The 19,002-nt window shown below is 39.0% G+C and carries 9 protein-coding genes; 3 read left to right on the top strand and 6 right to left on the bottom strand.

Going from position 1 to position 19,002, the window contains the following annotated elements:
* Positions 1 to 2 precede the first annotated feature (2 nt).
* Together ALKIM_RS0103425 and ALKIM_RS0103420 are read right to left on the bottom strand one after the other, a co-directional pair.
* A complete protein-coding gene (locus ALKIM_RS0103425) occupies positions 3 to 2,570 on the bottom strand; it encodes a tetratricopeptide repeat protein (protein ID WP_044117723.1) in 2,568 nt (855 codons plus the stop codon).
* A gap of 252 nt (positions 2,571 to 2,822) precedes the next feature.
* Positions 2,823 to 4,304, bottom strand: a complete 1,482-nt coding sequence (locus tag ALKIM_RS0103420; RefSeq protein ID WP_026473427.1) for a B12-binding domain-containing radical SAM protein — start codon at positions 4,302 to 4,304, stop codon at positions 2,823 to 2,825.
* 356 nt (positions 4,305 to 4,660) lie between these two features.
* Between ALKIM_RS0103420 and bcp the strand changes: the two genes are divergently transcribed.
* Together bcp and recA are read left to right on the top strand one after the other, a co-directional pair.
* Positions 4,661 to 5,116 carry a thioredoxin-dependent thiol peroxidase gene (gene bcp / locus ALKIM_RS0103410; protein ID WP_026473425.1) on the top strand — a complete coding sequence of 152 codons (456 nt, stop codon included), beginning with the start codon at positions 4,661 to 4,663 and terminating at the stop codon, positions 5,114 to 5,116.
* Positions 5,117 to 5,681: 565 nt separating this feature from the next.
* Entirely contained in the window at positions 5,682 to 6,701 is a 1,020-nt protein-coding gene (gene recA / locus ALKIM_RS0103405; RefSeq protein ID WP_026473424.1) for a recombinase RecA, read from the top strand.
* 206 nt (positions 6,702 to 6,907) lie between these two features.
* Here the strand turns inward: recA and ALKIM_RS0103400 are convergent, their stop codons facing one another.
* The 4 genes from ALKIM_RS0103400 to ALKIM_RS0103385 form a co-directional block, all read right to left on the bottom strand.
* Positions 6,908 to 8,338 carry a SusE domain-containing protein gene (locus tag ALKIM_RS0103400; RefSeq protein ID WP_026473423.1) on the bottom strand — a complete coding sequence of 477 codons (1,431 nt, stop codon included), beginning with the start codon at positions 8,336 to 8,338 and terminating at the stop codon, positions 6,908 to 6,910.
* Between the two features lie 98 nt (positions 8,339 to 8,436).
* Complete coding sequence (locus ALKIM_RS0103395; RefSeq protein ID WP_026473422.1) at positions 8,437 to 10,338, bottom strand: RagB/SusD family nutrient uptake outer membrane protein; 1,902 nt, start codon at positions 10,336 to 10,338, stop codon at positions 8,437 to 8,439.
* A gap of 10 nt (positions 10,339 to 10,348) precedes the next feature.
* A complete protein-coding gene (locus ALKIM_RS0103390) occupies positions 10,349 to 13,444 on the bottom strand; it encodes a SusC/RagA family TonB-linked outer membrane protein (RefSeq protein WP_026473421.1) in 3,096 nt (1,031 codons plus the stop codon).
* 48 nt (positions 13,445 to 13,492) lie between these two features.
* The gene (locus tag ALKIM_RS0103385; protein ID WP_026473420.1) at positions 13,493 to 14,509 is read right to left on the bottom strand and encodes a family 43 glycosylhydrolase; all 1,017 of its coding nucleotides are present in this window, start codon (positions 14,507 to 14,509) and stop codon (positions 13,493 to 13,495) included.
* Positions 14,510 to 14,830: 321 nt separating this feature from the next.
* Between ALKIM_RS0103385 and ALKIM_RS0103380 the strand changes: the two genes are divergently transcribed.
* Positions 14,831 to 18,841 carry a hybrid sensor histidine kinase/response regulator transcription factor gene (locus tag ALKIM_RS0103380; RefSeq protein ID WP_026473419.1) on the top strand — a complete coding sequence of 1,337 codons (4,011 nt, stop codon included), beginning with the start codon at positions 14,831 to 14,833 and terminating at the stop codon, positions 18,839 to 18,841.
* Positions 18,842 to 19,002: the final 161 nt, after the last annotated feature.

The raw sequence follows: 19,002 nt of genomic DNA, 5'->3' as shown, positions 1-19,002 counted from the left end.
TCCTATTTTTCCAGTTTTTTAGCCTCGTCAAGCGAAATGGTCACTCCATTGGAAAATGCGACAACAAAAGCACCCGGAAATCCTGCATCCCTGATTGATTGTACTTTTGATTGGGCATCGGTATATTTTTGCCATGAGCCGCTAAAGTATTTGTGCAGGCCACTTTCGGGTAACAACTCTTTGGTTACCGGCGGTATTTTTGATAATGCGCTGGCATTTGGTTCATTGCGAAAGACACCTATCTGTATTTTGTATTCCACGTTTTGGCTCTGTGGTGCAGGTGTAAAAGCGCTGGCTACAACCGATGCCGCATTGGCTTGTGGTTGTGGCGGTGCTGCTGGCTTTTGGACAGGTGTCGGCGTTGGAGGTGCAGCCGGGGTTATAATGTCATCCCCTTTGTGGATGACCGGATAAGATGGCTGAATGGCACCTTGTATGTCCATGAAACGTGTTGAGCGAATTTCGGTCTGAGCAGGTTCCGCCCGTGGCGCTCCGGCAATCTGAATCAGAAGTGACTCTTCCATCATGTCTACACCCTGCCGTTTCAGTGATAGAAGGCGCTCGTATCTTTCCGGGTTGTATATCGACATGGCCTTAATACCCTCTTCGGCCTCCATAAACCTACTTGTGGCTTTGTGAATCATATCTTCGCTGCCAATTTTATTTGAACTGGCTCCAAACTCCATGGCAACAGGGTAGTAGATGGCAAATTTCTCATCCAGTGCCTGTTCGTACAAACTGAGCGAACGCTGTTTCAGAAGTCTGGATTTGTTTATCAGCGCCTTCATCTCAAAGTTCTCTTCCTCTTCTCCGTTTCTGTTGTTTATTCTGTCGCGAAGTGTTGGTTGTGGCGCGGGTACATTTCGCGCATTTTCAAGCGTGCGTGCAGCTTCGAGCGACAATATGTTGGCCCATACATAAAGGGAATCGGACCGCTCAAGTTCTTCCACTTGCGTTTGGTTAAAGAAGTGTTTGTAAATGCCATTCAGTCGTTCTCTGTTACGCGTGAATTCACTGTCGGAGTAAAATGCAAACTCACTTTTTTTCAAGTCCTCCAAAGCCAGTTGATTGGCACTTTTAGGGCCACGTCTTGCCGGGCGCGCATTGGTTTGCGGTACATATCGTCCTTCGCGCATGAGCTGACGGATGCGTTCCAGCTCCAATCGGCGCACGGTGGTGTGATTGCGGTCAACCGCTTCATCCAGACTATAAACCTGCCTTTCCAATGCCACTATTTCATCAATAAGACGCATTAATTCCTGTTGGTTGTAGCTTTGTGAATAGGCCTTTCGTCTTTGATTCATTTCAAAATTGAGGCTGTCACGCTTGTGGGCTGTCTTCTCAGTTTGCTTAAAAGTTTTCAAGGCGTCAGCACTCATAAAGTGCTCGTATTTGGTGTAAACCAATGTATCGTTGATAGAAAATCTAAACGCGTCCTTTTTGCCCACAGTGGGGGAGTCGTTGGTGGCATTGAGTGTAGAGCTGCTGCGCACCACCGCGTCGGGTGACAAGGGTAATTGCGAAAGGGCCTTAATTTGGCTTACGTTGTCGGTAAAGTAGCGTACCACATTCTTGTCCCATACCAATTCTGTCACAATTACTTTGCTTTTATCTATGCCTCGGTTTGTGGCAAACCATGCTTTCCCTGCATAAATGTCCGGTACCAGAAGAAAGTCGTCATCGGCCGTGTTAAACGGAGGGCCAAGGTTTGAGGGTTCAGAGAATGTTCCTGAAACAGGGTCGAAGGTGGATTGATAGATGTCTAACCCGCCCATACCGCCGGGACGATCGGAGCTGAAGTAGAGTGTGGTGCCATCAATCAACAGAAAAGGATAGAGGTCATTATAGGCACTATTTACGGGCTCTGGAAGTAGCTCTGCATCGGTCCAAGAATCCAACAGGCGCACCACTTTGTATAGGTCAAAAGTTTTGTCGCTGCCCATAATTGGGAAATAGACTTCATTGGCACGCTCCGTTCTAAAAATTACCTGCTCGGGATTAACGCCTACACGAAAAAAGTCGCCGGCTTTCATCAGCTGGCCTGCATCTTTTGACAAGTTGTAGTAATTAAGAAGTTGATCCTTTGGTATGGTGTCTTTGCGAATGATTTTAATGTCGAAATACTTGTTTATGATGTTGCGGGATGCCTTACACTCTTCTATGGCGCGTTTTGCCGTTTTGGTCATCTCATTATCGGTACGTTGCTGTGCAAGAAACCTTTCGTAGTGTGTGATGGCCAAATCCAGTTCAAAGGCTCGCTGATACAACTGGCCGAGATAAAAATGCACCTCTTGCGAAGGTGGTCGGGCAACTGCAAGGCGCAATCGCTGGATAGCTTCATCCGGATTTCTGTTTAGTTTGAAGAGCGATACACCATAATAGTAGTTGTATGTTTGGTCGCGGTTGTTTCGCTCCAAAAGCCTCCCATACATATCAAGCGCTTCCTGGTATTTTTCTGCCCTAAAGGCCGACAGGGCTTCCTGGGGGGTAGGCATGCTTTGTTGCGACATCAGTGGCAGCGATGCAGCAGGTGTTAAAATTAATAGACATATCAGTAAACTCTTCCACATAGCTTTCTCTTTAAAAATCAATTGGTATACTGTGCTTTTTGGTGGGTTTTAACGCCTCAAATTTAACGATTGAAACGGATATTCTACCAAGTTTATCCTTATAAACATACTCACTGAAGTTATATTTGACATGCTAAGCAGATTCTATAATTGCTCAACGGGTTGATGGTTGATTATCTGGTAACTGTACTTATGTTATTGCTGTTATGCAGTCAATTGGGGGCTTATCTAATCGGTTCATAATCATCCATTTTATTTTTGAAAGACATCAAAAAGTCTATACTTTTTCGCAATATCATAAAGCCTTAACTGGTACAACAATGCAATTGTTTTAATTTTAAGTTCGGCAAAAAAGTTGTGTCCAAGATGTTTCATCACGAAGTAGATTAACAGTTTGTGTATCTTTCTGTTTTCTGATGCTTTATACACTTCGTAATGGAATGAATCAAAGCTTTTTTGTATCTGTCTTTTGCTAAATCCAGGCAGGTTGAGAACCGATTTTTGGCGTTCGGAGCGCGTATTCAGGGTTAAGGGCATCAGTCCCAGAGTGTTTGTAACCTCAAACAATTTCGTTCCTTGATAGGGGAAGAAGATGGAGGTAGCGTGCCAATCGGGTTTGATAGTTTGATTCATAGTCAAAGTCTCCGAAAAATCATCCAATGTCTCGGTCGGAATACCTACCATGTTGAATATTCCAATTTTGATGCCATATTTTCTTGCGGTTGATGTGGCTTTCAAAATATGGTCATTGCTGTACACGCGATTTAGGATTTGGGTTCTTATCCTTTCGCTGCCAGATTCAAGACCAATGGTTACCGATTCAAAATTGGCTGATTTGAGTAGTTGAAATACGCTGTCGAAATCCATATTTGGAAAAATCCGCAGATTGGTGCTTAGTTTAATCCTATTTGAGATGGATGAGTTGAATCTATTCAGCCGTTCACACAATTCACCAAGCCAAATCATGTCACTGCCAATGGTTTCTATTTCAAGAAAATACTCGTTTACCTGCGGGTGTAAAATACTTAAAGTTCTCAGTTCATCCACTATGTTTTTGGGGCTGCGAAGCCGAACATATTTACCTTCAGCTACTTTCCTTAGTTTGTGGTTGCAGCAATAGGTGCAATTATAGGGACATCCACGGCCCAACAGTATTGTAATTCTTGTTTGGGGTTCTAAAATCCATCTTTGCCAGATTGCCCTGTCCGGAAACGGTAAATCATCCAAATTCTTTAAAAATGGTCTGTTGTTGTTCTTTATTATCGTACCGTTGTGTTTTAGCCAGAGGTTCTTAATGTCAGGTGCCTCAGTTTTATTGTCGAGATAGCCAAGATATTCCAGCACAGGGTGTTCGCCTTCTCCAATACAGATGCAATCAAAAACATCCAGCATTTCTTCTGATGGGTTTAGTGTGATATGAACTCCTCCGCCCATCAGTGGAATCTCAGGAAATCTGCTTTTCACGAATTTGGCAAGTTGTGTTACATAATCATATTCGGAATGCACCGAAGTGAAGCAGATTAAGTCTGGAGAGAAGGTCTGTATTGTGGTTGCCAACACTTTCAAGTTAGCCTTTTTACGATGTCTGTCGAGAACGATTAAGTCAGTGAGGTGGTTGTGCTGCTTTAAAAATGAAGAGATGTAGGATATGCCAAACTGTAAACCTTCCTGGCCGGCCAGAGGCTTATTTATAACGATTGATTTCTGTATGGTGTAAACAAAAAGTATGTTCATTAAAAAGATTGAATTTTAGTTTTTTTGAGATAGCTGTGTTTATTGGCCTTTTCGTTATTTTAATCTGAGCTTAAAGTTAAACTAAACAACGATTCATTTAAAATGTACAAGATAATTATTTCCTGAATAGTCTTAGCATCGAATAACCAGATACTCTATCATCTGCAATAGATTGAGGTTTAACAATACCAGTATTGAGGGTGAATTTTACATTGAATGTATGCAGGATGTTGTGTTTTTGTTTGACGTGTAACAGACAAAAATAAATTTGCACTAAAGTTCCGGATTTTGGCAAACTCAAACAAAACTGACCTGACATCTGTTTACTGATTAAAAACCACATAAAATATTTATCCATGACACATTTAAAAGAAGGAATGGCAGCACCGGATTTTCAGGGCACAAATCAATCCGGAAATATTATATCGCTGAATGATTTTAAAGGTAAAAAATTGGTTCTCTATTTTTATCCAAAGGACAATACGCCTGGATGTACGGCCGAAGCCTGCAGTCTGAACGATAGTTATGGTGAGTTTCAAACACGCGGTTACGATGTGGTGGGTGTTAGTCCCGATGGTGAAGCATCACATCAGAAATTCATCGATAAGTATGGGTTGCAATTTAATCTCATTGCCGACACCACCCAGGAAATTATGAAGGCCTACGGTGTTTGGGGTGAGAAAAAAATGTATGGTAAAAGCTACATGGGCGTTATACGCACAACTTTTATCATAAACGAAAAAGGGGTGATCGAAAAAGTGATCGACAAAGTTGATACCAAAAAGCATGCTTTTCAAATTCTTGAAGCTTAGCAGTTTTTAACACTAAGCACATTGAGGGTGATGGTTTGATTTGATTAGCAGTATTGGTTTAAACGGCTATGCTATTTTTTTCAGATGGATTGATGCTTTGACTGGCACCTACATGGTGTTGTCAATTTTTTATTCTTGCATCTCGAAATCAATATACTCTTATCTATACACGGGATGTTTACTGAAATGTTGTATCTCGTTTAATTGATGAAGGTTGTGAAACGGTCTGGCTTACAGAAGTCTTGCTGTTCACGGCCTTTTATTTTATTATGCCTTGTTGATAAGAATTCTGAAAGTATATTCACAAATAGAGTTATATTTGGAATGGATTTTTGTGTTTAGGTGCATCAGCAGAGCGATTCAATTTTTATAGATTTTCTCATTTTTGATGCGGTTAAAAGTGGTCAAACTATTGACTCTTTCGTGTGCAATCTCATTAAGCATTTACGTGACAAGTGGTTTGGCGCGCCAAGTTTTTAGGGATTTGTACATTTCAAGCAGTGAATTATATGACTTGTTATATGTTTTTTTTTTGAAATTGAGGTAGTTAATTATATTTAGGAATATGTCTGAACAAAAAGAGAGTAAAGTGAATCAGGAAAAGCTGAAAGCCCTTCAGCTTACCATGGAAAAAATAGAGAAATCATACGGCAAAGGAACCATTATGCGCATGGGCGACTCGGTGGTGGAGCAGGTGCCTGTTATACCTTCGGGTTCGATATCCCTGAATATTGCGCTCGGTGTTGGTGGTTATCCACGTGGCCGGGTTGTTGAGATTTACGGACCTGAATCTTCCGGAAAAACCACGCTGGCCATACACGCCATCGCTGAAGTACAGAAGCAAGGTGGAATTGCCGCCATTATTGATGCTGAGCATGCTTTTGACCGCTTTTATGCCGAAAAGCTTGGTGTAAACATTGAGGAATTACTGATTTCGCAGCCTGATAACGGTGAGCAAGCTCTGGAAATTGCGGATCAGCTTATTCGCTCTTCTGCTGTCGACCTGGTGGTTATCGACTCGGTGGCTGCGCTTACACCAAAAGCTGAAATTGAAGGGGAAATGGGCGATAACAAAGTTGGTCTTCAGGCCCGATTGATGTCTCAGGCTTTGCGTAAGTTGACTTCAAATATCAGTAAAACAAATACATGTTGCGTTTTTATCAACCAGTTACGCGAGAAGATTGGGGTTATGTTTGGTAATCCCGAGACCACAACTGGTGGTAATGCACTTAAGTTCTACTCTTCCATTCGTCTGGATATCCGAAGGGTCACCCAAATAAAAAATGGAGAGGATGTAATTGGTAGTCAAACCCGCGTGAAAGTGGTTAAAAACAAAGTGGCTCCTCCATTCCGTAAAGCCGAATTTGACATCATGTATGGTGAAGGCATCTCTAAAGTTGGCGAAATCATCGACCTTGGTGTGGATCTCAACATCATTAAGAAAAGTGGTAGTTGGTTCAGTTATGGCGATACAAAGTTGGGACAGGGGCGCGAAGCTGTTAAGGATTTGATTCGTGACAATCCGGAACTGGCCGATGAGTTGGAGAAAAAGATTGTGGATGCAATTGCTGCAAACAAAAAGTAACAGACTCACTTATTGATATTAACCGGGATGATTGTTTACCCAAGCAATCATCCCGGTTTTTTATATACATTGGTTCTCTTTCCGCAATCCGGTTTTAATAAGTAACTTAAAAGTGTTTTTAAGCTCAAGACATTTAAATGTTTGTAAAGGATTCAGAAAAGAAAAGAGAGCATCTCAAATAAATGGGATACTCTCCTTTGGCTATATTAAAGCTTGATGAAATTAATCTTCATAGTATGTAAATTAAGTTCTAATGTATATACACCAGTAGCTGTAGTTGAAGGCAGTTGCCATTTTCTATCTCCGGAACTATCAGTTGTAGCATATTGTTGATTGGGATCAAAAGGATTAGAATTTGCGAACAGCGCAAATATTCCATTACCCCAGTTGGAATCTCCAATGAACTTAAACGCATTTTCAGAGCCGGAAGATTTATAAGTAAAGTTTCCGGTATAACTGATTACCTCTGGTCTGTTAATCAAATCTTTTTGTGTTAGTTTACATCTTTGGATTGCTCCCCCGGCATCCCATCCGGCATCAACAACCGCATCGCCAACAACTGCAATATCTCCAGTGGGTGACACATATATGTCGAGAAAGATGAGTGATAAATTTTTCATATTTACAGTCATAACATAGGTAGCTGTCTTGGTAGATTTAAACATTTCGCCACCTTCATTATTTAGTTCCAAAGTTGTGTCAGCAGCACCTTTTGTAAACGCTGGCCATACTTGATGTATGTTTCGAACAAATCGGAATTCTGTATCTGCCTCAAAAACCTCTTTCAAATAGTAAATATCAGTTCCACTCTCTATTTCGTTTAACGCTTTGATTGTTTCTATACCGTCTTTTGAAGTAACAAGGAAGAGTCGATTAATAGGATTTGATACGATTGTAATTTCCAATTTATTCGTATTGATTGTAATGTTATAATATCCAAGGTTTTGGACTTTAAATCGTTTTCCTTCACCTGTAGTAGAATAGTCAATAGTATTTTCAGAGTCCCCTTTCATATAAGCTGGAATGCCCTTCTCCATATTTCTTACAAACCAGAATTCACAATCGCTTAGTTCTCCCTGCCAGTTATAAATATCCTTATCAAGGATATTCATTTCCAGATTTCGTTTTTGGTTACCTTCCTGAATCGTTAGATAAAGCTTATTAGAGGGGTCGTAACCAACAATATTGATTCTGGTTTTAGACATCTCGGGCTTCATGTATTCTTGTGGATTTTCAGGTACAGCAAAAAGTTCAGCATCTATGGCAACTTCATTTCCCGGTGCAATATTCCAGGCGTACAATAGATTGTTTAATTCACGAACTGTCCATGAAAATGAATAGGTGTCATTGCCCACTTTTATTAGTTCGCTTTGCAGATCCTTCATCTCGGTATGGACAAGTCTTATATAGTATACGATATTGACATTGGCTCCACGATCTGTAGCTTTGCTCCAACTGAATGTAATAGCTACTTTTGTTTCATCTGCCTTTTGCAAAATTATATGCTCTTCAGAAGCTTTAATTTTCATTTGGTCGGCGGGGTTTTCTAGCTTGTAATACTCTGTGTCTTTATTACAAGCGCCCATTATTATTATAAGGTATAATGGGAAGAATATTTTTGTTATAATGTTTTTCATCCATCAAAAATTTTAAAATATGACCGGATGGAACTCGCATGATGAATTTTCATCCGTGTTTATGTGTGACGAATCATGCTCGTTTCCAGAGTATTGTTTTATTTCCAAAATGGAGCTTGCATCAGGTATTTGTTTTTATCCAATTCAGTTACGAAAATTGGAAACCAATAGTATGCTTTATTCCAGACTCGAGTTTGAAATACGGTTCTTTTATAAAACTCAGTGGCATTTGTTCCGCTAAAATCCATCCCATAACCGGATCCTGTCATCTCTGGCAATTCTTCAGCTATTCTCCAGCGTCGAATATCATCCCAACGAGAACCTTCAGCGCACAATTCAACTCTTCGTTCCATTCTTACCAGTTTGCGTACCTCTTCCTGACTATCTTCAATCCGTATAAAGTTTAAATCTGTAGGCGACACTGCATCAAATGTATACTGGCGTACCCCTGCACGCTCACGAACCAGATTAATGTATGTTAGAGCATCACGACGAGCAGCGTTTGTATTATAAGCCTCGTTAACTGCTTCGCTGTAATCTAAATAGGATGCTGACAAACGGTATAAGAAAGTTTGACGCCATTTCCAGCTATTATTTCTCGGATTATCAGTAGGATAAATCTTTTTACGCACTAAATATCCATTTTGAGGAGCATCATGTGTGTAATTATTATCCTTTCCATTTCTAAAGAAATCGTATTTACGTCCTGCCAGCGAATACCATGACCCATTATAGCTTACAGTAGTATAGAAGCGTGGTTCTCTGTTACAATACATATTATAAGTGCCGCTTTCAGTTACCTCGCCCCGACGTCCTGTTCCTCCTATCCAGGCAGTGTTACGTTCGTCTTTGGTGTCAGAGTATCCAGTTTCAACGTATTTGCTGTCTGGGTTGTTAATCGGCAATCCGTTTTTAGTAAAGAAGGCATCGACCAAGCCTTGATAAACACCTAAACCTCCACCCCCACCAAATTCTGGAGTTACTGCTTTCGAAGTATAATACCTGAAATTATTGTAATCATTTCTTTTGGTGTAGGGGAAAAGAATTTCTTTATTCCCTTCGTTGTTGCCAGTCCACCACAATTGTTCCAATGATGAGAATGGGTCAATCGTTCCATCTGCATTGTAAACTTTAAATAATTCATGACCTGCTTTCTCGGTTTCATCTAGCAGCAACTTGCAAGCTTCAGCGGCTCTAATCCATTTGCTGTGATCGTAAGTTGTGTTAAATAACTCCTGGTTCTTATCGTTAATATGACCGGAATACCAATCATTGCCATTTACCAGAGGACTGGCAGCAAATAATAGCATTTTGGAACGAATAGTTAAACACATAATAGATGTTATCCGGCCATATTTCTCTACATTTTGGTAGGAGGGGGGTAGTTGTTTCGATGCCTCTAGCATTTCTTTATCCAGGTAATCAATTATTTCATCAAACGGAGTTTGACCAATCATCAAGTCAGACAGAACAAAATTGGATGGGGTAACATAGTTGGGTTGAAAGGGAACCGGACCATAGGTGTTAACTAGAATCCAATAATAATAAGCAATAAGAAAGCGACATTCGGCCTTCATATAATCAACTTCTTTTTGCGATAAGTCTGAGCTAGGTAATGCTTGCACTCTATCAATAAAAATATACCCCTGCCGTATAAGTTGAGGCATTCTGTGCCAGTAACCGCCATCCCAATGTGTATTTGGTGTCCATTCACCAAATATTTTAGGAATATTTGGCCAATCCCATTGTTGCCATCTTCTGGAAGGTGTAAGGTCATCAGCAAAGATCTCCCATCCGGCACTATTCAACCATTCATTTCCGGGATTTGGAATGCCTGAGTAAACACCTGCCAGCCATGATTCAACTTTAGTTTTGTTGCCAAATACCATATCAATGTTTAATTCGGTATCGGGTTCCTTGTCTAAGAAATCTGAGCAGGAAGTTATTGTTAATAAGCTAAATAATCCTGAAATTATGTATTTAATTAGTTTTGTATTCATCGTTGTTTAGTTAAAAATTAACATCAATACCAATCATTACAGATCTCATCCCAGGATATCTTAAACCATCACGTGTGTTTAGTTCAGGATCCCATAGTTTAAACTTTGAAAAGTAGAAAAGATCGTTCCCACTTACATATATACGGGCACTATTAATGCCGGATTTTGTTGTTATTCTTTTTGGCAATGTGTATCCTAGTTCTATTAGTTTACAGCGCAAGAAGCTCATGTCTTTTTTCCACCATGTTGAACCCCTGTAATTGTGTCGGTTTGGATTTTCTGAAAGACGTGGCCAAAAAACATCTTGAGAAGGATGATCTTCAGTCCAGCGATCATTATAGTTTTCATAAACATTACCTAATAATCCCTGTCCGCTTCCTGGCATAAAATAGGTTGAGCCGCCTATTATCTGATAAGTGTCGCCAACACCCTGGAAGAAGAAATTAAAATCCCACTTTTTATAGTTAATGTTGCCTCCAAAGCCATAAACAACTCTCGGATCAATAGTTCCACCGATGAACCCTTCGTCCTCATCGGTGACAATTCCGTCACCATTTCGGTCCTTATACATAATATCACCAGGGCGAATTCTCGTTGAACCAAGCATGTGCTCAGGGATGTCACTTTTCAATTTACCTTCGGCATCAAAATCGTCCGCCGTAAAGAGGCGTAAAGCCTCCAATCCCCAAAGCGTATGCATCGAGAGACCTGTAATGCTTCGGTGGGTTCCCTTTACGCCATCAGGTTCATCATATTCGTCAATTTTATTTTTGGCGTATGTAAAGGTTGAGCGGAATCCAATACCCCAATTGTCATTTATCCTTTTGTTGTGGTTTAATGAAAATTCAACACCTCTATTGGTTACTTGCCCATAATTTGCCCAAGGATTAGTTATAAACCCAGTTTGGCTTGGAATTATGCTGCGTTGCATAAAAATGTTGTTGCGTTTTTCTTTAAAAAAATCAACATGAAAATCTAATTCATTCCAAAGACCTAACTCAAACCCCACATTATATTTTAATGCTGTTTCCCAGGTAAGTCCGGCAACTCCAATCTCACCCTCGGTTATTCCACCACGACCAATTTGGCTGGTATCGCCCCAATCGTATCCGTTTGTTCCAGTAAAAATGGTTGTCATATATGCAAAGCGCCTGCCTCCAATATTGTCGTTGCCAGCTTTACCCACTGATGCTCTAAGTTTTAGTTTAGTTAAGTTTGCACTGCTGTATTTTAAGAACGGTTCTTCTGAGACTAACCACCCTACTGCTACTGATGGAAAGAAGCCGAAGCGGTTACCTTTATCGAAATTCTCTGATCCATTATAACCGAAGTTAAATTCGGTTATATACCGACTATCATACATATATGAGATGCGTCCTGCGATACCTTGTTTTCGATATGGCTGAAAACTACCGTCATCAAAGCTTTGTTGGTTATATAAGAAAAGTGCGTCGATATCATGTAATTGATTAAAAAGACGATTATAGGTTATGGTAGACTCAAAATAAACATTCTTATTTCCGTAATCCCCTTCTTTGTTGTGCCCCAAAGCATCGTCACCATAATGGAGGATGTCGTGTTTCAGGCTACCATCAATATTTCTTTCTCTAGCAACCTGATAATAGGTAGGGCTCATTCCTCTTGTCATTTTTGCATAGCTGTAGGAGTCAAATGAAAAGGTTACTTTGGCCTTTAGTCCTTGAGTAATTGCTCTGAGGTTTTGTTCGATAGAGAATAATGATTGTATTTGTGAGGTTGATCCATTATAATAGCCTGTTTGCGTTGCCATAGCCCATGGGTTAAGGCGGTTAGGTATAACAGGTATGGTTCCGTCGGAATATCGCGCCGGATGCATAAAGGGACTGGTTATGAAGGCAGCTGAAAAAGTGTCGTCAGTGCTGGAGTTTTGACCTCTACGTTGTTGCAAAAAGCCGCCAATATTCATGCGTAGTGTAGTTGTTTTGGTGATGTCGATATCAACGTTGGCACGCATGTTATACCTGTTAAGATTAATACCTGTATCATAGGGCAGGGTTTTGTCAGTTTCCAAAATACCATTTTCTCCAAAGTATGATCCAACCAGAGAATATCTTAAGAAGTCAGATCCGCCACTAACAGTCATATTAGCACGGGACGAGTAAGCATAGTCTCTTGTTATTTCGTCGAGCCAGTTTATATCAGGATATAAATCTTTATCGAAGCCGATACGCGTTCTGTAAATCTGTTCCTGAGAGTAAGGTAACTGAGTCTTGTTCTCTTTAAGTTCGTTTAGAAGTTCCATGTGGTCAACAGCACCAATAAATCTAGGTAGTTTTGTCGGTTCAGAAATTGACCGCTCAACTCTTACATTAACTTTTGGTTCTCCTACCTGACCTCTTTTAGTATTAATGACAATTACACCATTAGCTCCACGAACCCCATACATTGCACTTGCAGAAGCATCTTTTAATACTGAAAATGATTCAATTTCAGCAGGGTCAATGTTATTGAGATCGCGCTCAATACCATCTATTAAAACCAAAGGGTTCTGATTGCCGGAAAAACTTGAAATGCCTCTTATCCAGAAGTTGGAGTTGTCGTAACCAGGTTCGCCAGAACGTTTTACCGCTATTACTCCGGCAATTTGACCAGCCAGATTGTTTGATAAGGAACGCGTAGACCCAACCTGAATTTCTTTAGGGTGAATGGTCGCAATTGAACCAATAACCGACATCCTTTTCTGATTTCCATAGCCAGTTACCACAACCTCTTGCAGGCTACTGATTTCTTCTTCTAAAATTATATCAAAGTTGATTTTGGATCCAACCTGAATTTCCTGCTTTTTAAATGCAATATAAGATATTTCAAGAATAGATTCTCTGTTTGGTACTTCAAGGTAAAAATGCCCATCAATATTTGTGATAGCGCCAATTGAGGGGCTTCCTTTTACCCTAATGGTAACACCTACAAGAGGAGATTTTTCTGTGTCAACGATGGTTCCGCTAATACGAATCCCCTGTTCCTGCTCGGATGTTATTGATTGATTAGCAGTGTATTGCTGTTTGCCGTATACGGTTATGCAGCTGCATAATATCAAAAAATAGAGGAGTGATTTTTTAATCATCATAGTTTAATTATCAGGTTTGTGTCAATTAAAACTGTTTCGTGTCAGAGATTATTCGAAATATGGTCTTTCGGATATCAAAGAAGGGGTTCCATTGTTAATTACGGGCCACTCGTCGATCCAAATTACTTTATCCAACAGTAATACTCTTCCATCTGGCTTGTCTACATCAATACCGTGATAGAGAATCCAGTCATCTCCTGCATCATCCTGAATAATTTCAGAACAATGACCATTTCCAACAAATCGGTCATTTGAGGTAAGTACTATTTCGTAACCATTTTCCAGCATATCTCTTCCTTCTTTATTTGTATAAGGACCAAATAATGAGTTAGAACGGCCCACAACTAATTTGTAAGTGCTGTTAATACCTTCGCAACAAGAGCCAATTGAAGCGAACATATAATAAAAACCATCTCTTTTATGGATGTAAACAGCTTCGAAAGCTGTTCCGGCAACTTGGCGTTTTTCTGCACCGTATTTTAATCCCAGGCCATCATCTGCCAACTCTATGGTATAAATGCCAAAAAAACTTCCCCAGAACAAATATTTCTTTCCACCTTCTTCTATATAAAAAGGGTCAATAGAGTTATGTACGCCTATCTCATTGCTTCGGAATAATTTCCCCTTATCCTTAAAAGGCCCTTCTGGTCTGGCGGCTGTAGCTACACCTAGTCCACAGGTACTTCCTCCGCCCCATACAGACATAGAGTAGTACAACACATATTGGTCGTTGATATAGTTAATATCAGGAGCCCATAATCCACCATTTGGCTCAAAAGTTGGGCGAGTATCTTCACTGAATGCAGTGCCGATTAATTTCCACGACACAAGGTCACTTGATCTACATATTGGTGTATGCCTTATATCCTCAGTAGCATATAAATAAAAGTTGCCATCTCTGCCCTTTATTATAGTAGGGTCGGGCATACTACCAGAATATACCGGATTTGAGTAAGTGGTTTCTTTTGGCCATTCAATGAATTTTTCAGAATCGTCATTGCTCCCACAGCCATACAAGTATGCTATTGAGATAGCGAAACATAGGAGTAAGCACATTTTTTTCATAATATTTAATTTTATTTGGTAAAAAAAGGTTTCGATAGAGCTTCAAGCAATTTCTTCATAAATGAAATTGCTTCGGTCTTATTCAGAATCATTGATTGACAAATGTACTTTGCAACGAAATATTCAAAAGCAACGATTCTTTCAATTTCATGTAAAATTCTTCCAATAAGGTATCGCGGGCTATATTCTTCAGTTCCCGGTTTGATTAAAACAAAAGGCTTTTATTACTTTGGTGGCGCAACTCATAGCATCAGCAATGATATTTTACCAGTGTGAAAAGTTGGATAACGTATTTCTATTAAACCATTATTCGGGCAAATCATGAGAAACCTATTTATTACAGTTTTTCTACTGATATTCTTCACATGCATAATGCCTGCGATGTCTAATCGGAATCCGTATTTTATCCACCTTGGAGTAAAGGATGGATTAGCGCAAAATACTGTTTATTGCATACTGCAGGATAATAGAGGATTTATGTGGTTTGGAACAAAGGATGGGCTTTCCAGATATGACGGATACCAGTTCAGAAATTACAGAAATGATAAAATCGACCCCAAAAGTATTGGTAATAATTGCATTCGGTCACTTTTTCAGGATGATGATGGCAAAATATGGATTGGAACTGATCTGGGGGCTTATGTATATCATCCTGAGACAGATGTTTTTGAGAGTTTTAGTGTTAGAACGATAGAAGGTATTAAAATAGAAAAAGAGGTAAATGATATAAAACAGGATCGCAATGGTGTGTTCTGGTTTGCTGTTGATTGGCAAGGGATTTTTGCATATAATCCGCAAAAAAATGAACTTCGGTTCTATGAACTAAATAATGTAGTAAATGCCTGGTGTATTCATATCGATAAGGATAACAGGATCTGGATAGGCACTCATGGTGGAGGATTGAATTGCTTTAATAATGAACTTCAAAGGTTTGAGAAAGCAGTTTATTCCTCTGATAATCAGATTAATAATAATGATGATGATATTTATCGCATTTTTCAGGATAATTATAATGACCTTCTAATTACAACTGCTAATAGTGGTGTGAAAAGTTTAAATCTGGTTACTAATACAATAAAGCAATTTTTCCCTGGGCCAGACTACACATCTTTATTTATAAGGGATGTGATACGCAAGTCAGATAACGAAATTTGGTTCGCTACCGGTGGAGGGCTTTGTGTCCTGGATGAGGCTAAAAATGAACTCTCATTTTTACAGCACAGCATGTTTGATCCCTATTCACTCTCCGACAATGCTGTTTATTCAATATATAAAGATCGAGAGGGAGGTATTTGGGTTGGAACATACTTCGGCGGGGTAAATTATTATCCGCATCAATATACGCCATTTAATAAATATTATCCAATTGAAACCAGAGACTCCAGTCCTTCTTTGACGGGAAGAAGAATAAGAGAGTTTCAGTTAGATAGGGATGGTGGAATTTGGATTGGTACCGAAGACGGAGGCCTGAGTTTATTCGATCCCCGTACCAATACCTTTGAGAATTTCTTACCCGATGGTAAGCCAGGTAGCATCTCTTTTAATAATATACATGGTTTACTTGTTGATAACGATAAATTATGGATTGGGACATACAATCATGGGTTGGATATAATGGATTTAAAAACAAGAAAAGTTATAAAACACTATAAAAAAACAGATCAAGTAAATTCTTTGCCAGATAACAGTATCTTTTCGATTTATAAAGACCATTCGGGCCGGATATGGATTGGAACAATCTATGGTTTGTGTTATTACAATCCCGAAAATGACGATTTTATCAGGGTTTTGTCGCTGGGAAGCATCTTTATAAACGATATTCTGCAAACCAAGGATGGTATGATTTGGGTGGCTTCATTAGGAAAAGGATTGTATAGGTATAATCATGGTAATAATGAATGGACGGAATTTAAAAACGATCCGGAAAACCCTGTCAGCCTTTCACATAATAAAATAATATCCCTTTTTGAAGATAGCCAGACGAACTTATGGGTTACTACGGAAGGTGGAGGCCTGTGCAAATATAATCCTGTTAACGAAAGTTTTTCCTCGTTTACAACCAGTGAAGGCCTTCCTAATAATGTTGTTTATAAAATAGTTGAAGATAATCATTCAAACTTATGGTTTACCACGAATCAAGGTGTTGTTTGTATGAATATTAACGATTACACTATTAAATTATTCACCAAAAGCGATGGATTACTTAGTAACCAATTCAATTATAAATCGGGCATCAAGGACAAAAACGGATATTTGTATTTTGGAGGTTTAGATGGATTTGTGTCATTTGATCCTACGTCCTTTATATCAAATAGATTACCTCCTCCGGTTTACATTGTTCAGTTTGAATTGTTCAATACTATTGTGAAACCGGCCGAAAGTGGCTCCCCCTTAAGAACCGCCATTGAATTTACTAAAAAAATAGAATTAAAACATAACCAATCAACCTTCAGCTTTAGTTTCGCTGCTCTAAGTTATGTTGCACCCGAAAAGAACCAATATGCCTATATGCTTGAAGGTTTTGATGACGATTGGATTTATCCGGGAAAATTGCAGAAGGCTGGTTATTCAAATATTTCACCGGGCAAATATATTTTCAAGGTAAAAGCATCAAACAACAATGATGTCTGGAGCGATAAATTTACATCAATAGAAATACACATTCGGCCACCGTTTTATCTTACAAAATGGGCGTATACAATCTATTTTATTGTTTCCATACTGAGTTTAGCATTGTTATTTATCGGATATCGAAATAGAGTTATTAAGAAGAATAAACGAAGACAAGAGATTCTTGAAAACGAGAAATCCAGAGAAATCTACAATGCGAAGATTGCATTTTTTACAAATATTACTCATGAAATCAGAACGCCATTAAGCTTAATAAAAGGTCCCCTAGAATACATTATAAAAGAAAAAATAAGCTCAACCGAAAGAGATGAATATTTAAAGGTGATTGAGCGTAACACAAACCGGTTGTTAGATTTAAGTAATCAGCTTTTGGATTTTAGGAAGACTGAGCAGGAAAATTTTTGTCTCAACTTTACATCTACCGATATTCCTCTGTTGATTAAAGATACATACATGCGTTTTGACACCACCGTTTTAAACCGCAGTATAAATTTTAAAATGGATTTGTCTTCTGAGAGTTTCTATGCAGATGTCGATAAGGAAGCACTAACCAAAATATTAAGCAACCTTTTTAGCAACGCAATAAAATATGCAAAGTCAGAAATTAAGCTTTCACTCGTAAAGGACGAGGAATACTTTCAAATTTCAATTAGTAATAATGGAAATAAAATTGACGAATCGCTTTATGAAAGAATCTTTGAGCCTTTCTATCAAATCGAAAATAATAGCGATGAGCATGTAATTTCTGGCACAGGACTAGGGCTTCCATTAGCCCGGTCATTGGCTGAGCTGCATAATGGAACTCTTTCATGTATTCAACAACTCGATGGGTTTAATTGTTTTAGGCTTACAATGCCAATAAATCAGGCAATTTCAGTTCAGTTGAAGCGAAATGATGTTTTAGAAAACTCTAACAATGAATTATTAGATATTAAGAGCGAGACTGATAAATTGACAAAACATACCTTGTTAATTGTTGAGGACGATGAAGATTTCAGAGCGTTTTTATACAACCAGTTAAAGCGTTACTATAAAATCTACAAGGCAAACAATGGAGCAGAAGCGCTAAAGGTGTTAAAAGATAAGCAGGTTGATGTTGTTATCAGTGATATAACGATGCCTTTGATGGACGGGTTTCAACTTTGTAAAGAGGTTAAATCGAATTTAGAATACAGTCACATACCAATTGTTCTCTTAACAGCAAGAACAAATCTCCAATCAAAAATAGAGGGGCTTGATGTAGGGGCTGATGCCTATGTTGAGAAGCCATTTTCAATGGAGCATCTGGTGGCTCAATTGTCAAATCTGCTCTCCAATAGGAACAATTTAAAGGAAGCCTTTATTAATTCGCCGTTGGTGAAAATTAGAAGCATAGCTTCAACAAAGGCAGATGAAGACTTTCTAAGAGACGCAACAGAAGTAATTCATAAAAATATTGCCGATACCCAGTTTAATGTCGATATGCTAGCTCACGCATTAAACATGAGTAGGTCAAGTTTGCATAGGAAAATTAAAGGGATTTCCGAATTAACGCCCAATGATTTTATATTGTTGGTGAAACTAAAAAAAGCGGCTTTATTTATTCAAGAAGGAGCCAGAGTGAACGAGGTTTGTTTCCTGGTAGGGTTTAATTCTCCCTCGTATTTCTCTAAAGCATTTAAAAAACAATTTGGAGTATCGCCAACCGAATGGCTCCAGTGAGATTTCGGAAATTTAATTTCATAATTCGCTGAAATATTAGGGGGTATATAAACACTCTTTTGATTTTGTTTACAAACAAATCAAAAGAGTGCTTTTTTTGAATGTTGTTCAAACGACGCTGCCGAAACAAAGTTTTGACAGAATATAACATGGATTTGGCA

Origin of the sequence: Alkaliflexus imshenetskii DSM 15055 (genome assembly GCF_000517065.1) — a bacterium.
Taxonomy (GTDB): domain Bacteria; phylum Bacteroidota; class Bacteroidia; order Bacteroidales; family Marinilabiliaceae; genus Alkaliflexus; species Alkaliflexus imshenetskii.
The sequence above is the reverse complement of the archived record's forward strand: the minus strand, read 5'-3'. Positions and strand labels throughout refer to the sequence as shown.

What these genes read in the sequence shown, in the direction of transcription:
- recA (WP_026473424.1), top strand. Translation starts at nt 5,682, where the DNA reads ATGTCTGAACAAAAAGAGAGTAAAGTGAATCAGGAAAAGCTGAAAGCC.
- bcp (WP_026473425.1), top strand. Translation starts at nt 4,661, where the DNA reads ATGACACATTTAAAAGAAGGAATGGCAGCACCGGATTTTCAGGGCACA.
- ALKIM_RS0103390 (WP_026473421.1), bottom strand. Translation starts at nt 13,444, where the DNA reads ATGATGATTAAAAAATCACTCCTCTATTTTTTGATATTATGCAGCTGC.
- ALKIM_RS0103385 (WP_026473420.1), bottom strand. Translation starts at nt 14,509, where the DNA reads ATGAAAAAAATGTGCTTACTCCTATGTTTCGCTATCTCAATAGCATAC.
- ALKIM_RS0103380 (WP_026473419.1), top strand. Translation starts at nt 14,831, where the DNA reads ATGAGAAACCTATTTATTACAGTTTTTCTACTGATATTCTTCACATGC.
- ALKIM_RS0103425 (WP_044117723.1), bottom strand. Translation starts at nt 2,570, where the DNA reads ATGTGGAAGAGTTTACTGATATGTCTATTAATTTTAACACCTGCTGCA.
- ALKIM_RS0103400 (WP_026473423.1), bottom strand. Translation starts at nt 8,338, where the DNA reads ATGAAAAACATTATAACAAAAATATTCTTCCCATTATACCTTATAATA.
- ALKIM_RS0103420 (WP_026473427.1), bottom strand. Translation starts at nt 4,304, where the DNA reads ATGAACATACTTTTTGTTTACACCATACAGAAATCAATCGTTATAAAT.
- ALKIM_RS0103395 (WP_026473422.1), bottom strand. Translation starts at nt 10,338, where the DNA reads ATGAATACAAAACTAATTAAATACATAATTTCAGGATTATTTAGCTTA.